This is a genomic window from Streptomyces sp. NPDC001514, assembly GCF_053597075.1.
On record NZ_JBSFHO010000006.1, the window covers coordinates 1 to 14,235 of the forward strand.

General features: G+C 70.9%; 15 protein-coding genes, 1 pseudogene and 1 riboswitch. Of the genes and pseudogenes, 2 read left to right on the plus strand and 14 right to left on the minus strand.

Translation table 11 applies throughout. The features are described 5' to 3' along the window. Nucleotides 1–113 precede the first annotated feature (113 nt). The 8 genes from ACWCXB_RS08995 to dhaK form a co-directional block, all read right to left on the minus strand. A complete protein-coding gene (locus ACWCXB_RS08995) occupies nt 114–2,129 on the minus strand; it encodes an oxidoreductase (RefSeq protein ID WP_450720597.1) in 2,016 nt (671 codons plus the stop codon). A gap of 94 nt (nt 2,130–2,223) precedes the next feature. Next, nucleotides 2,224–3,060 (minus strand): energy-coupling factor ABC transporter ATP-binding protein, encoded by an 837-nt coding sequence (locus ACWCXB_RS09000; RefSeq protein ID WP_450720599.1) that lies wholly within the window; start codon nt 3,058–3,060, stop codon nt 2,224–2,226. Continuing rightward, nucleotides 3,057–3,806 (minus strand): cobalt ECF transporter T component CbiQ, encoded by a 750-nt coding sequence (gene cbiQ / locus ACWCXB_RS09005; protein ID WP_450720601.1) that lies wholly within the window; start codon nt 3,804–3,806, stop codon nt 3,057–3,059. The genes ACWCXB_RS09000 and cbiQ overlap by 4 nt, the downstream gene beginning before the upstream one ends. 6 nt (nt 3,807–3,812) lie before the next feature. Then, on the minus strand, nt 3,813–4,235 hold the full coding sequence (locus ACWCXB_RS09010) for an energy-coupling factor ABC transporter substrate-binding protein (protein ID WP_450720603.1): 423 nt from the start codon (nt 4,233–4,235) through the stop codon (nt 3,813–3,815). Continuing rightward, nucleotides 4,232–4,927 (minus strand): energy-coupling factor ABC transporter permease, encoded by a 696-nt coding sequence (locus ACWCXB_RS09015; protein WP_450720605.1) that lies wholly within the window; start codon nt 4,925–4,927, stop codon nt 4,232–4,234. The genes ACWCXB_RS09010 and ACWCXB_RS09015 overlap by 4 nt, the downstream gene beginning before the upstream one ends. A gap of 29 nt (nt 4,928–4,956) precedes the next feature. Then, a riboswitch (cobalamin riboswitch) is annotated at nt 4,957–5,176 on the minus strand. 17 nt (nt 5,177–5,193) lie between these two features. Then, complete coding sequence (gene dhaM, locus ACWCXB_RS09020) at nt 5,194–5,595, minus strand: dihydroxyacetone kinase phosphoryl donor subunit DhaM (RefSeq protein ID WP_450720607.1); 402 nt, start codon at nt 5,593–5,595, stop codon at nt 5,194–5,196. Continuing rightward, nucleotides 5,592–6,188, minus strand: coding sequence for a dihydroxyacetone kinase subunit DhaL (gene dhaL, locus ACWCXB_RS09025; protein WP_450720945.1), 597 nt, complete (start codon nt 6,186–6,188; stop codon nt 5,592–5,594). Before dhaL ends, dhaM begins: the two co-directional genes overlap by 4 nt. Nucleotides 6,189–6,215: 27 nt before the next feature. Then, nucleotides 6,216–7,208: a dihydroxyacetone kinase subunit DhaK gene (dhaK, locus tag ACWCXB_RS09030; RefSeq protein WP_450720609.1), complete on the minus strand. Its 993-nt coding sequence runs from the start codon at nt 7,206–7,208 to the stop codon at nt 6,216–6,218. Nucleotides 7,209–7,468: 260 nt separating this feature from the next. On the opposite strand from dhaK, the gene ACWCXB_RS09035 reads away from it, so the two are divergent. Then, nucleotides 7,469–7,954 carry a hypothetical protein gene (locus tag ACWCXB_RS09035; protein ID WP_450720611.1) on the plus strand — a complete coding sequence of 162 codons (486 nt, stop codon included), beginning with the start codon at nt 7,469–7,471 and terminating at the stop codon, nt 7,952–7,954. Nucleotides 7,955–8,096: 142 nt separating this feature from the next. Here the strand turns inward: ACWCXB_RS09035 and tnpA are convergent. Beyond that, nucleotides 8,097–8,491, minus strand: a pseudogene (gene tnpA, locus ACWCXB_RS09040) (IS200/IS605 family transposase). 50 nt (nt 8,492–8,541) lie between these two features. Here tnpA and ACWCXB_RS09045 point away from each other — a divergent pair. Continuing rightward, the gene (locus ACWCXB_RS09045; protein ID WP_450720613.1) at nt 8,542–9,699 is read left to right on the plus strand and encodes an RNA-guided endonuclease InsQ/TnpB family protein; all 1,158 of its coding nucleotides are present in this window, start codon (nt 8,542–8,544) and stop codon (nt 9,697–9,699) included. Between the two features lie 116 nt (nt 9,700–9,815). On the opposite strand, the gene ACWCXB_RS09050 is transcribed toward ACWCXB_RS09045, so the two are convergent. The 5 genes from ACWCXB_RS09050 to ACWCXB_RS09070 all read right to left on the minus strand — a co-directional run bounded on the left by ACWCXB_RS09050 (nt 9,816) and on the right by ACWCXB_RS09070 (nt 14,191). Then, nucleotides 9,816–10,409: a hypothetical protein gene (locus ACWCXB_RS09050; RefSeq protein WP_450720615.1), complete on the minus strand. Its 594-nt coding sequence runs from the start codon at nt 10,407–10,409 to the stop codon at nt 9,816–9,818. 49 nt (nt 10,410–10,458) lie between these two features. After that, nucleotides 10,459–11,556, minus strand: coding sequence for a baeRF3 domain-containing protein (locus tag ACWCXB_RS09055; protein WP_450720617.1), 1,098 nt, complete (start codon nt 11,554–11,556; stop codon nt 10,459–10,461). A gap of 122 nt (nt 11,557–11,678) precedes the next feature. Next, nucleotides 11,679–12,167: a DUF1269 domain-containing protein gene (locus tag ACWCXB_RS09060; RefSeq protein WP_450720619.1), complete on the minus strand. Its 489-nt coding sequence runs from the start codon at nt 12,165–12,167 to the stop codon at nt 11,679–11,681. Between the two features lie 81 nt (nt 12,168–12,248). After that, nucleotides 12,249–13,127, minus strand: coding sequence for an alpha/beta fold hydrolase (locus ACWCXB_RS09065; RefSeq protein WP_450720621.1), 879 nt, complete (start codon nt 13,125–13,127; stop codon nt 12,249–12,251). Nucleotides 13,128–13,156: 29 nt separating this feature from the next. Then, the gene (locus ACWCXB_RS09070; RefSeq protein ID WP_450720623.1) at nt 13,157–14,191 is read right to left on the minus strand and encodes an extracellular catalytic domain type 2 short-chain-length polyhydroxyalkanoate depolymerase; all 1,035 of its coding nucleotides are present in this window, start codon (nt 14,189–14,191) and stop codon (nt 13,157–13,159) included. Nucleotides 14,192–14,235: the final 44 nt, after the last annotated feature.

Below are 14,235 nucleotides of genomic sequence, written 5' to 3' on the forward strand. Positions count from 1 at the left end.
CTCGGACAGCACGATCTCCACAGCAGAAGGTCCCGGATGCGACATGCCAACAAGGTACTGACTAACACTCAGGATTTCAGGCGCATGACACTAGGGAGGGTGTCCGACAGGTCCTAGATCGCCGCCGCCAGCCGCGTGCCCTGGTCGATGGCGCGCTTGGCGTCCAGCTCCGCGGCCACGTCGGCGCCGCCGATGAGGTGCACGGTGTGTCCGGCTGCGGCCAGCTCGTCGTACAGATCGCGCCGCGGCTCCTGGCCCGCGCACAGCACGACCGTGTCCACGGCGAGTGTCGTGGACGTGCCGTCGACGGTGATGTGCAGACCGTCGTCGTCGATCCGGTCGTACGTGGCCCCGGCGACCATGGTGACCCCGCGGTGCTTGAGCTCGGTGCGGTGGATCCAGCCGGTCGTCTTGCCGAGGCCCGCGCCGACCTTGCTCGTCTTGCGCTGCAACAGATGCACGGTGCGCGGCGGCTCCGGCCGCTCGGGGGCCCGCAGCCCGCCCGGCGTCGCGTATGCGGTGTCCACGCCCCACTGCCGGAAGTACGTCTCCGGATCCAGGCTCGCACCCTCGCCCCCGTCGGTGAGGAACTCCGCGACGTCGAAGCCGATTCCGCCCGCGCCGACGATGGCCACGCGGTCGCCGACCTTGGCCCCGTCGCGCAGCACGTCGAGATAGCTGACGACGCTCGGGTGACCGACGCCCTCGATCGCGGGCGTGCGGGGCGAGACTCCGGTGGCGACGACGATCTCGTCGTACCCGGTGAGCAGCTCCGGCGTGACCAGGGTCTTCAGCCGCACGTCCACACCGCGCAGTTCGAGCTGGGTACGGAAGTAGCGGAGCGTCTCCTCGAACTCCTCCTTGCCCGGCACGCGCTTGGCGATGTTGAGCTGCCCGCCGATCTCGTCGGCGGCGTCGAAGAGCGTCACCTCGTGCCCGCGTTCGGCAGCCGACACGGCAAAGGCGAGGCCCGCGGGGCCGGCGCCGACGACGGCGAGGCGCTTGCGCAGCCGGGTGGGGGAGAGGACCAGCTCGGTCTCGTGGCACGCGCGCGGATTGACCAGGCACGAGGTGATCTTGCCGCTGAAGGTGTGGTCCAGGCAGGCCTGGTTGCAGCCGATGCAGGTGTTGATCGTCTCGGCGCGGTCCTCGCGCGCCTTCGCGACGAAGTCCGGGTCCGCCAGGAAGGGCCGTGCCATGGAGACCATGTCGGCGCGTCCCTCGGCGAGCAGCTGTTCGGCCACCTCGGGCGTGTTGATCCGGTTGCTGGTGACCAGCGGGACCGACACCGCGCCCATCAGCTTCTGTGTCACCCAGGTGTACGCGCCGCGCGGCACCGAGGTCGCGATCGTCGGGATACGGGCCTCGTGCCAGCCGATACCGGTGTTGATGATCGTCGCGCCGGCCTCCTCGATCTCCTTGGCGAGGGCGACGACCTCCTCGAGCGAGGAGCCGCCCGGCACCAGGTCGAGCATCGAGAGACGGTAGATGATGATGAAGTCCTCGCCGACGCGCTCGCGCGTGCGGCGGACGATCTCGCGCGGGAAGCGCGTCCGGTTCGCGTACGAGCCGCCCCAGCGGTCGCTGCGGCGGTTGGTGGCGCTCGCGATGAACTCGTTGATGAGGTAACCCTCGGAGCCCATGATCTCGACACCGTCGTAGCCCGCGGACCTGGCCAGCTCCGCGGCCCGTACGTAGTCGTCGACCGTCCGCTCGACCTCTTCGTCGGTGAGGGCGCGCGGGACGAACGGGCTGATGGGCGCCTGGAGCGCGCTGGGCGCGACGAGCTGCGGGTGGTACGCGTACCGGCCGAAGTGCAGGATCTGCATCGCGATCCGGCCGCCCGCCGCGTGCACCGCGTCGGTCACCGTGCGGTGCTGTGCGGCCTCCTCCTCGGTGGTGAGCTTGGCGCCGCCGTCGTAGGGACGCCCCTCCTCGTTGGGCGCGATACCGCCGGTGACGATCAGGCCGACGCCGCCGCGCGCGCGGGCGGCGTAGAAGGCGGCCATCCGGTCGAAGCCGTTCTCCGCCTCCTCCAGGCCGATGTGCATGGAGCCCATCAGCACCCGGTTGGGGAGCGTCGTGAACCCGAGGTCGAGCGGGCTCAACAGGTGCGGGTACGGGGTCATCCGGCGCCTCCTCGCGCAGTGTCGTCGTCCCCCTTTGTAGACGCCGAGGAGCCGTTGTGCAACAAGTTGCACAACGGGCGTGGAGTGAGATGCGCTACGCCGGCACCGCCCAGCGGTCCAGTTCCTCCGGGGTGCGCGGGCCCGGAGCGTCCCCGGTCAGCAGGCCGTGCGCGCGCAGCACCTCCGTCGCCGCCATCGCCCACGGCCTGCGCAGCCGTGCCGCGTCGAGGAGCTCCTGGTCGGCGAGGAGCTCGGCGATCGGGCCCGTGCGCAGGCCCGCGGGGGACAGGACCGCCGCGTCGTCGGCCCAGCGCAGGGCGAGGTCCACGTCGTGCGTGGCCATGACCACGGTCGTGCCCGTCTTCCGGAGCCGGTCCAGCACCTCAAGGAGGCGCTCCTGGCCATGCGGGTCGAGGCCCGCGGTCGGCTCGTCCAGGATCAGCACCCGCGGCCGCATCGCCACCGCGCCCGCGATCGCCGCCCGTTTGCGCTGACCGTAGGAGAGGAGATGCGTCGGCCGGTCCTCGAGCGCCGTGATGTCCAGCGCCTCCAGCGCCTCGGCGACCCGCGCCCGTACCTCGTCCTCCGCCAGCCCCAGATTCATCGGCCCGAACGACACGTCCTGGCCGACGGACGCCGCGAAGAGCTGGTCGTCCGGGTCCTGCACGACGAGCTGCACGGTCGTGCGCAGCCGGGTCAGCCCGGCGCGGTCGTACGCCACCGGCTCGCCGTCCAGGAGCAGCCGCCCCTGGCCGCACTGCAGCCCGCCGCTGAGCAGCCGCAGCAGGGTCGTCTTGCCGCTGCCGTTGCGGCCGAGCAGCGCCAGCGAGCGGCCCGCGGGCACGGCGAAATCGACGCCGGCGAGCACCTGTGGTCCCTCGGCGTACGCGTACCCGGCATCGGCCAGCTCCACCACGGGTGACGTGCTCATAGAACGGACCTTTCCAGTACGAGGGTGAGGGCGACGATCCCCGCGAGCAGCCCGCCGGTCGCCGCCAGGAAACGCCCGGACACCGACGCCGGCGGCACCAGCACCCGCAGCGTCCCGTCGTAACCGCGCCCGGCGAGCCCCGTCTGGAGCCGCTGGGCCCGGTCGAAGGCGCGCACGAACGCGGTCGCCCCGAGGCCGGCGAGCGAGCGCCACGTCGCCGCGCGGGAGGTGTGGCCGAGCCGGGCCGCCTGCGCCTCGCGGATCCGGTGCACCGCATCGAGGAGCAGGAAGCTGATCCTGTACATGACCAGGGCGACATCGACCACCGGTGCCGGCACGCCCGCGCGCACCAGTCGGGGCAGGACGTCGGACACCGGGGTGGTGAACGCGAACAGCAGCACCCCGAGCGACGCCGCGGACGTCCGCAGCAGCAGCCGCCCCGCGTGCAGAGGCCCGTCCGGTGCGAGCGCCACGAACCCGTCCGGTCCGCCCACCGCGAAGAGCAGCGGCACCGCACCTGTCACACAGAACCCGAGCGGGATGCGCCAGGCCCGCCACAGCTGCCGCGGCGCGACCCCGGCCGGGCCGAGCAGCACGGCGACGGTGGCCGTCGCGACCAGCACGGCACCCGGCCACGGCGGCAGCGAGACGGCACAGACCGTCAGCCCGAGCCCGAGCACCGCTTTCTCACATGGATGGCGGCGGCGCCAGCGACTGCTGTGCGCCGCCGCGTCGATCGGCAGCATCGGCGATCAGCCGGCGGGACCGTCGGCGGCCGCGCCCGCCTTCGCGTCCGCGTCGGCCGCCGCGTCCGCCTTCGCGTCCCCGTCGGCCGCCGCGCCCGCCTTCGCCTCCTTGGCGGCCGCCGCCGCGGCACGGGCCTCGCCCTGCCGCCGGCCCTTGCGCAGCCCGAAGTAGTACGCCAGGACCCCGGCGCCGAGCGCGGCCTGCAGGGAGAACAGCGCGGACTCGATCTCCCCGGACGGCGGTTCGTACAGCGGGGAGAACCAGGGCTCGTAGTCCGGATCGATCTCGGTGATCGCCGCCTCCGCCTGCCCGTCGGCACCGGTGAACGGCTCCTCCTTGTCGTCCCCGAGCCCGAGGGCGAGCGGCAGGACGGCCAGCGCGGCCACGACCACCAGCAGCAGCGTGTTGATCTTCGCGTTACGGCTCATCGGACCGCGGCCTCCGTCTTCTTGTCCCCGCCCTGGAGCAGCACACCGAGCCGGGTCAGCTCACCCTTGCTGGACTGCACCAGCAGCCGCATCACCAGCACCGTGAGCAGCCCCTCGCTGACGGCCAGCGGGATCTGGGTGACCGCGAAGATGCCGCCGAACTTGGCGAGCGCGCCGATGAAGCCGCTGCTCGGGTCCGGGAACGCCAGCGCCAGCTGCACGCTGGTGACGCAGTACGTGGACAGGTCCGCCACGAACGCGCCGAAGAACACGCCCACCATCAGCGGCAGTCCGGACCGCCTCAGCAGCCGGTACGCCGCATATCCGGCCCACGGCCCGACGATCGCCATGGAGAAGACGTTGGCGCCGAGCGTGGTGAGCCCGCCGTGCGCGAGCAACAGCGCCTGGAACAACAGGGTGATGGTGCCGAGCACCGCCATGATCGGCGGTCGGAACAGGATCGCGCCCAGACCGGTACCCGTGGGGTGCGAGCAACTGCCCGTCACCGACGGAATCTTGAGCGCCGACAGAACGAAGGTGAAAGCACCCGACGCGCCGAGCAGCAGAGTCGACTCGGGATTGGCCTTGACCTCGCGGGTGAGCGCCCGCACGCCGTGAACGACGAACGGAGCGGACGCGGCGCCCCAGGCGGCCGCGTGCAACGGGGGCAGGTACCCCTCGGCTATATGCATGGTCGGGAGACCCTCTCCAGCACCTCGTGGATGGACAACGCGCCTTGGCCGGTCTCCTGGCTGACGGGTAGTGCCGCCCGGGCTCCGCCTTCCCGGACACCGGGGTCTCCCGCGGCGGTCCAGTGGCTTCCTTGCGGATGGAGCCGGACTTCCCGATCACAGTGGCGAGGGCCGCACCGGTACTCCACCGGTTTCCCGTTCACCAAGGCGGTGCGACATTAGTGCTTTGACCAGGTACATCACAAGTCGCGCACGGATGCGCGCAGTCACACCTTGTGATAGCCGTACGCCTCCTTGGCCGCCGCCTCCACCGCGTCCAGATCGCCGCCCGCCGCCGCGGTGACCACCGCGGCGACCGCGCCCTCGACGAAGGGCGCGTCCACGAGCCGGGTCCCCTCCGGCAGTTCGTCGCCCTCGGCCAGCAGGGATTTCACCGTCAGCACGGCGCTGCCGAGATCGGCCAGTACGGCCACGCCCGCGCCCTGGTCGACCTCCTGCGCCGCGGCGGCGATCAGCTCCGAGCTGGTGCCGAGACCGCCGTCGGGCGTACCGCCGGCGGGTGCGACCGGCACCGTCGCGGCGCCACCGGCGAGCCCCCGGGCGAGTTCGGCGACGGACGCGGCGAGCTGTGCGCTGTGCGACACGAGGACGATGCCGACCGGGCTCATCGCGCCGCCTCCTCCAGAGCCGCGATCAGCAGCGCCGAGGACGTGGCGCCCGGGTCCTGGTGCCCGATGCTGCGCTCGCCCAGGTAGCTGGCCCTGCCCTTGCGCGCCAGCATCGGCACGGTCGCGAGCGCGCCCTGCTCGGCGGCCTCCCGGGCGGCGGCGAACGACTCGCCCAGCGCCTCCACGGCCGGCTCCAGCGCGTCCAGCATCGTCTTGTCCCCCGCCTTCGCCCCGCCGAGCTGCGCCACCGCGGCGACCCCCGCGCGCAGGGCATCGGCGAGCTGCTCCGGCGACACCTCGGTCGCGTCGCCGAGCACCTTGCCCGCACGGCGCAGCAGAGTCCCGTACAGCGGCCCGGAAGCCCCGCCGACCGTCGAGATCAAGTGCCGCCCGGACAGGGTGAGTACGGCTCCCGGGGTGCCGGGCGCCTCCTTCTCCAGCACGGCCATGACGGCGGTGAACCCGCGCTGCATGTTGTTCCCGTGGTCCGCGTCACCGATCGCCGAGTCCAGTTCGGTGAGGTGCCCGGCCTCACGGTCCACGGCGGCGGCGGTGGCGTTCATCCACCGGCGGAAGAAGCCGGTGTCCAGCACACGCGCTTCCGGTTCCTGTGCCATGGATCAGCGCCCCCAGCGCAGCGCCGGCGTCTGCACGGGCGCATCCCACAGCCGCAGCAGCTCCTCGTCCATCGCGCAGATCGTCACCGAGCAGCCGGCCATGTCGAGCGAGGTCACATAGTTCCCGACGAGCGTACGAGCCACCGGCACGCTCCGCTCGCCGAGCACCCGGTGCACCTCGGCGTTGAACCCGTACAGCTCCAGGAGCGGCGTCGCCCCCATGCCGTTGACGAGCACCAGGACCGGAGTGGAGGGCTTGAGGTCCTCCAGTACCGCGTCCACCGCGAAGTCCGCGATCTCCCGCGACGTCATCATCGGCCGCCGCTCCCGGCCCGGCTCGCCGTGGATGCCGATGCCCAACTCCAGTTCGCCGGGCGGGAGGTCGAAGGTCGGACTTCCCTTGGCGGGTGTCGTGACCGCGCTCAGCGCCACGCCGAAGCTCCGCGACCGCGCGTTCACCTCCCGGGCGATCGACTCGACCCGCTCCAGCGGCATGCCCTCCTCGGCCGCCGCGCCCGCGATCTTCTCCACGAACAGCGTCGCCCCGGTCCCGCGCCGGCCCGCCGTGTACAGACTGTCCGTCACCGCCACGTCGTCGTTCACCAGCACCTTGGCGACCTGGACGCCCTCGTCCTCGGCCAGCTCGGCCGCCATGTCGAAATTGAGGACGTCGCCGGTGTAGTTCTTGACGACGAACAACACCCCGGCCCCGCTGTCCACGGCGGCCGCGGCCCGGACCATCTGATCGGGCACGGGTGAGGTGAACACCTCCCCCGGACAAGCCGCGGACAGCATCCCCGGACCGACGAACCCCCCGTGCAACGGCTCGTGCCCCGACCCGCCCCCGGACACCAACGCCACCTTCCCGGCGACGGGCGCGTCACCCCGCAGCACGACCCGGTTCTCGACGTCGACCGCCAGCTCGGGATGCGCGGCGGCCAGTCCCCGCAGGCCATCGGCGACAACCGTCTCGGGCACATTGATGAGCATCCTCATGGGAACCTCCTGATGAGACTGGTAACGATCACTCTGGACGGGGTCTGCTCAGGTCGGACGGGGCCGGTATCGGGCTGCACGCCGTGGTCCTGCCAGTATCGGCGCAATCGGCCCGCGGGGCGCAGGACCCGCCCGGCCCGATTCGGCCGTTCACCGCCGCCCGCCGTCCGCGGGCGTACTACGGCGGGGTCACCCGGGGGGCGACGGCTGCCGCTTCCCCGCCGGAGAGCTCGTCGAGCGGGGAAGACCTCGGCTCCCGCTTGATCGCGCACGGGCTGGAAGAGCGGGTGCTGGAAGTCGGAGAGACGCTGCAGCTGGCGCTGGAGGCGCTGGTCGCAGCCGCCCCGGACTGGCTGACGCCGTTGATCGACTCCGAGTGGGTGGAGCGCTACGGGGCCAAGATCGACCACTACCGTTTTCCGAAAGGGGAAAACGTCCGGCGGGAGTGCGCCGAACAGGTCGGCCGGGAGGGGTTCACGCTCCTGGACGCCATCGCCGATCTCTACTCTCCGGCCTGGCTGGGCGAGCTCCCCGCGGTGCGGATCCAGCGTCGGGCCTGGGCAGAGCAGTATCACCGGGACGGGCAGGGGGTGCGCTGGCGGGAGGCAAGGACCTCCCGCCGGCCAGAGACCGGCTGTCCTCGCCGTATGACACCGACGCCCACTACGGCATCAAACGCGGATCGGGCTGGTGCGGCCAGAAAGTCCATCTCAGCGAGACCTGCGAACCGGACACCCCGCATCTGATCACGAATGTGGAGACCACCAGCGCCCCCGTCAACGACACCGAGGTCACCGCGACGATCCACGAGCGGACGGCGGCACGGGCCGTCTGGACTGCTCTGCCCCGCACGTACGCTCGGGCCCGTGCTGTTGACCTGAATCCAGGTCAGTCGGGGTGTTTCTGGTTTTCGATGTACTCCTTGATGATGCTGAGTGGTGCTCCGCCGCGGGAGGCGGCGAAGAGGAGGGCGGCCAGAGATGATCACCCCGCAGGTATCGGCGGATGTGGGCGGGGAACTCCTGGCGGAGGCGGCGGGCTGAGACGCCGTGAGGGAGCCGACCAGCCGGGACAGGGAAACTTTCGGCGGGTAGTGCACAAGCAGGTGAACATGATCGCTCTCGCCGTTGAACGCGACCAGTTCGGTTTCGAAGTCCGCGCAGTCGCACATGACTTCCTCGCAGCGTCGAAGGATCTCGTCCGTGATCGGCCCGCGCCGGTATTTGGGCGCGAAGACCAAGTGCGCGTGGAGGGTGTAGGACGACGGTACGGCCCCTGCGGATATGGGGATTTGGCTCCCAGCGTGGTGACGTAGATCGATACGATCAGGTCCATGAAGATCGTCGTGCGAGTCAAGCTGATACCGGAGGCCGACCAGGCTCCCGCGCTGTCGGCGACCTTGCACGCGGTCAACGAGGCAGCGAACTGGGTGTCGGCAGTGGCCTTCGAGCGCGGGGTCCCGCGTGAGTACGAGCTGCGCAAACACACCTACGCTGAGCTGAAGTCGCGGGGCCTTGGGTCGCAGTCCGCTCAGCATGTCATCAAGAAGGTCCGCGACGCCTACACCACACTGAAGGCCAACATCAAGGCCGGGAACCTGGGCAAGCCGGGCTCCAATCGACGCATCAAGGCCGAGATGAAGCCGATTGCTTTCCGTCCCGAGGCGGCTCAGCCGTATGACGACCGGTGTTTGAGCTGGCAGTACGATGCGCAGACGGTGTCCATCTGGACCATCACCGGGCGCATCAAGAGCGTACCTTTCGCCTGCTCCCCGGATGCGCTCAAGGCGCTGAGGGAGTACCGCAAGGGCGAGTCCGACCTGATCCAGCGCGACGGCGTGTTCTACCTGGTCGCCACCTGCGACGTGCCCGAGGCCGAGCAGTATGAGCCGGACGGCTTCATCGGCGTGGACCTCGGCATCGTCAACATTGCCACCACGTCCACCGGCTACAAGGCAGCCGGGCGCGGCCTGAACCGGCACCGCAAGCGGCAACTCGACCTGCGCCGCAAGCTCCAGAAGAAGGGCACCAAGTCCGCCAAGCGGCTCCTGAAGAAACGCAACCGGCGCGAGACGCGCCATGCCGCCAACACCAACCACATCATCGCCAAAACGATCGTGACCGAGGCTGAACGCACCTCGGCCGGGATCTCCCTGGAAGAACTCAAGGGAATCCGGCAGAGGGTACGGCTCCGCAAGCCCCAACGGGTCGCACTCCACTCCTGGGCCTTCGCCCAGCTCGGGGACTTCATCGTCTACAAGGCCCGCAGGGCCGGCGTGCCCGTGGTCTTCGTCGATCCCGCCTACACCTCGCAGCAGTGCTGCGAGTGCGGCCACATCGACAAGAAGAACCGGGCAAGCCAGGCCCTGTTCACCTGCCGGAACTGCGGGGTCGTTGCCCACGCAGACCGGAATGCCTCCCGCAACATCGCCCGCAAGGGCAAGGCTGCGTGGACTGCGGGGCGTGAGTCACGCGTCCCTGCCACCCCATAGGGGTGTCTGGACGGAGGAGTCCACCCAGCAGCCAGTTGGGGCACTACCTCCAAGCCTGGCCCTTCAGGGCCGGGTCAAGTTGACTAGCGCTGTGCCTTGGCGACCGTGGGGGTCAGTCAGATCATGTCGGCCGGCCTCCGGCTGATGGCGAGGGGCTGGGCCTGCTCGCCGGGGTCGAGATCCTCCGCACCGACGACACGGCTCTCCACCACCTTGCCCGAGGAGTCGGTGAAGTCGACCTGCACGGCGTACGAAGCCTTCTGCTGTGTGCGGTTGGTGATGGTGACCACCACGACCTGCAGGCCGCCCGTGTCCGCCGTCGGCTTCCCGGTGAGCGAGACGTCGGACCGCGCGTTGCCGCCGCCCTGCACCCCCTTCAGGGCTTCGGCGGCCGCCGCGTTCGCCCGGGCCACCTCGGCCGAGACCGATGCCTCGAGCGACGACGCGGCAGCGGACGCGGACGACGCCGCCGCGGAAGCCCTCGCCCGGGCGGAAGCCTCGGCGGAGGCCAGGGCGGACGGCGGGGTGCCCGTGAACGAGGCGGTGCGGGGCGGTGTCGGGCGCGGGCTGAACGGCGATGTGCCGCCCGGCTCGCCGCCCTGCGTGTCGCACGAGACCAGAGCGGTCGTGCCCGATGTCGCGGCGATCAGCGTCAGCACCGCCGCCGCCAACCGCCGCCCGGCCGACGGGCCCTTCCGGCATGAGGCCATGAGGTTCTGTCCTTTCACCACCGGTGATCGGGCCACCCCTCGGTCGCGCTCAGTAGCGCAGAGTGCTCGCGATGCCGCCCACCTCGGCGAGCGTGCCGTCGGGTACGAAGTGGACCTCCGCGCCCGTCTCGAGGGACTGCTCGACGATGTCGTCGACGATGTCGTCGACCGCGTCCAGATCCCCGGGTTCCGCGGGAAGGAGATGGCCGCCGGAGTCGCGTACGGTCTCCCGGTAGTTCTCCTCGACGGCGAGCAGCGCGACTCGGCCGTCCTTCACGTTCTGCCGGATCTCGTCGACGCCGGCGGCGAACGCCCGGCGTCCGCGGGCCTTGTCCAGCTCCTCCAGCACAGCGGCGACGTCCTTCTCGGCCTGCGCCTCGACGAACGGCCGCACGGCCTTCCACACTGCGTCGGCCGGACCCGAGGCCAGCCCGCCGTGGGGGACGTGGGCGGCGGCGCCCTTGGCCAGGGTGCCCACGTCGCCGAGGAGGGAGAGCGCGGCCGCCTCACCGGCCACGTACAGCGGCCGGGGGTCGGACTTGAGTACGCCGCTCATCGCGTGGTCCGCCTCCCGCAGGAAGTGGCGGGTCTCCTCGTCGGTGAACGCGCTGGGCACGTCGCCGATCTGCTCCTCCCGCTCGGCGTCCTCGTTCTCGCGGACCCGTGTCATCGGGAAGGGGCCCGTGCTCTCCTCGGTGACACGGTCCGGGCCGCCGCTCCACAGGGAGACCCGGTCCGAGGACACGGCCAGCACCCAGAAGGGCCGCTCGACGGCCTGTGCCGAGACGAGATTGCGGGTGAGGAACGTGTCCGAGAGCACGACCCGCTCCGGCACGGTGCGGCCCAGCGTCCAGACCTCGTGCTCCCCCTGCGCGGCAAAGACGACCAGGCCGTCCTCGGCATGCACCAGGTCGATCTCCGCCGCTGCCTGGTCGAGCTGTTTGATCACGTCGATCCGCGTCTCACGGGTGACGGACGGATCGGATTCGAGCTGCTCCTTGGCCTGCGCCAGCAGATTCCGCAGGCGGACGGGATCCTGTGCGCTGTCCGGTTCACGACGGTGCGTGGGCATCAGGACCGACACCGCCGGATAGGGGCGCTGCCGGCGCAGCCGGGCGAGAGTATCGGAGCTGAGAACGGGGTGCATCGGGACCCTTCCAGAGCAAGCAGGGAACGCTGAAGAGGCGGGCGTACGCCCTCCAGGGGGCCGCGCCCCACAGGGACGTGCCCACAGGGCCTCGCCCGCACAGGGAGGAGCCGCGGGCGGGCCTATGCCGAGCCGGCCAGCTGCTCGGCGAGCTCCTTCTCCTCCTTCTCGGGGAGCGAGGTCTTGAGGATCGTGCCGCCGTGGCGCTGCATCTCCGTGAACGCGTCGTCGCCGATCCTCGAAGCCATGATCACGACAGCGGCGGAGCCGGGCCCGAGGAGGGACTGGACCTTCTCGCGGAACGTGTCGTCGACACCCATCTTGCGCAGCTTCCCGAACAGACCCCCGAGCGCTGCGCCGACCAGGCCGAGCCCCGGGGTGGCGACGAGGATGCCGATGACCAGGGCCCACAGGGCACCGGCGGTGGCCGACATGGCCACCTTCTCGTCCCTGCGGGGCGTGTCGACGTGGGTCTCGCCGTGCTCGTCGACCTTGACGACGGCGAGCCCGGTGAGGTCGACGACCTTGTCCTGCTCCAGCTTCTGCACCGCCCGGAAGGCTTTCTCCGCCGCGGCGGGGTCGTCGTAGCCGATCACGATGAGTTCGGACATCAGCGCCTCCTTGGCCGTCGGACCGGCACCTATGCACCATATGTCCGATTCTCGACGGGCGCGCCCGGATGTACCACGCACCTATTGAACGAAGGAGGTCAGACGGTCCGCGACGGTGCTGGCCGGAGAACCCATCAGGATCGTGTAGTGGTTGCAGTCCGGGACCGGCTCGGCGGCCAGCAGCGGCACCCGGGCGGTCCACTGCGCGACCAGAGGGGCCGGGAGCATGCCGGGCTCCGTACCCATCAGCCCCCGGGGCGCGTGCAGCAGCAGGGTCGGTACGGACAGACCTGCGAGGTCCTCGCCGAAGGACGCCGCCGAGGTGAGGAGTTCCCGGCCGTCGTGGCGGACGGCACCCTCCTGGGCGCGGGAGGCACGGGCGCCGGCCGGGCCCGTGATGTCGTAGCGGACGTAGGCCTCGATGTCGTCGTTCCAGTCCGGTCCGAGCGCGGGGTGGGCGCGGAAGAAGGCCACGTACGCCTCGTCACTCTCGTACGTCCGCGAGAGCCGGGCGATCACCGGGCCGAGTGACGCGTCGAGGAGGGCGTCGGGGTCGGCGTCCGGCGGGATGGGCAGCGGCAGGCCGCCGTCGACGAGGAGCAGCCGGTCGAACAGCTCCGGGCGGCGGGCCGCGGCGCGCAGCGCGACGCACGCCCCCATGGACTGGCCGGTGAGGGCGACGGGCCGGCCGCCGCCCCACCGTTCGGCGGCCGCGCAGAGGTCGGCGGCGTGGGTGTCGAGACCGTACGGTCCGGGGGTGGACGCGCTGTGGCCCCTGCCCCGCAGGTCGAGGGCGAACAGGGACCAGTCCGGCGGCAGATGGCGGGCGACGGCGGCGAAGGACATCCCGGACGCGGTGATGCCGTGTGCCGCGACCGCAATGCGGGGTCCCTCGCCGAAGCGCAGGACGCGCAGCGTCCCGCCGCCCGCCGGGAGGTCGAGCTCGGCCGGCTTGGTCATCTGTTGTTCCCCTTCGGGTGCTGCGGCGGTCAGCCGCCGAGTGCGTGGATCTGGTTGACGATGGCGCGCATCTGCGGTGCGGACTTCTGGGCGTAGTCGCTGCCCGTGTAGCCCCACCAGTCCCAGCAGCCCTGCGGGTTGAGCCGAGCGATGCTGATGTCGGTCTGCGGATAGAGGATCACGAGGTTGTTGGTGTCGGCGTACTCGTTGAGGTGGGACTCGCGGGCGAACCGGTCGCCGACGAACTTGTTGTCGCTGAGACAGCCGTGCAGGGCGACCACCAGCTTGCACTCCGCACCCTGGGCACAGGAACGCGGGGTGTAGAGAAAGCTCTTGGTGCCCAGGCTGTACCACTGTGCCCAGCCGCCGGGAACGTACCGGTCCTGGTCGTGCTCGCGGAGCGTGCCGGTCTGGCTCGCGGACGGCGCCTTCACACTGCCCAGCCAGTGGGTCAGCATCTCGCCCTGCGGGTCGTTCCCGCAGTTGATCAGGAACGGGTAGAAGGTGGTCCCGCAGGACAGCGGCGCGTACGGGGTCGGCCAGCCGTGCCCCGCCGGGTCCGTGTCGTGGTACAGCGTCCGGGCCCCGAAGTCCCGGTAGAACTGCACCCCTTCGTCGCTGACCCGGTCCTGGACCAGCGGGTCCTTCGTCCCGTGGTACGTGTAGACGGGCTTGCCCGCGAGATTCGCGACCGGGTCGATCCTTCCCTCGGCCGACCAGCGGCGGGCGATGTTCTCGATGCCGTCCGGGTCGGTGGAGATCAGGCCCGTACCGCAGGCGATCAGGCCGGTGACGATGCCTCCCTTGCCGCAGTAGTAGGGGCCGGCGGCGAACACGCCCGCGCCCTTGAAGGTGCCGGAGTAGGCCACCTGCAGCTGGGACGCCATGAAACCGCCGGAGGAGATTCCGGTGATGTAGGTGTCGGTGATGTTGAGTTGGGGCAGGGCGGGCTCGAAGGCCGCCTGGGCAGGCGTGGCGAGCCCGAAGGTCGCGGCCAGGGCGGCGGCGAGGGTGACGACGGCGGCTCTCAGGTTCTTCAGTCGCTTCTGCGAGCGGAACCTCATCGTTCGTGCTCCTTCGGCTTGTTGTGGGGGGCCGAAGGGACCCG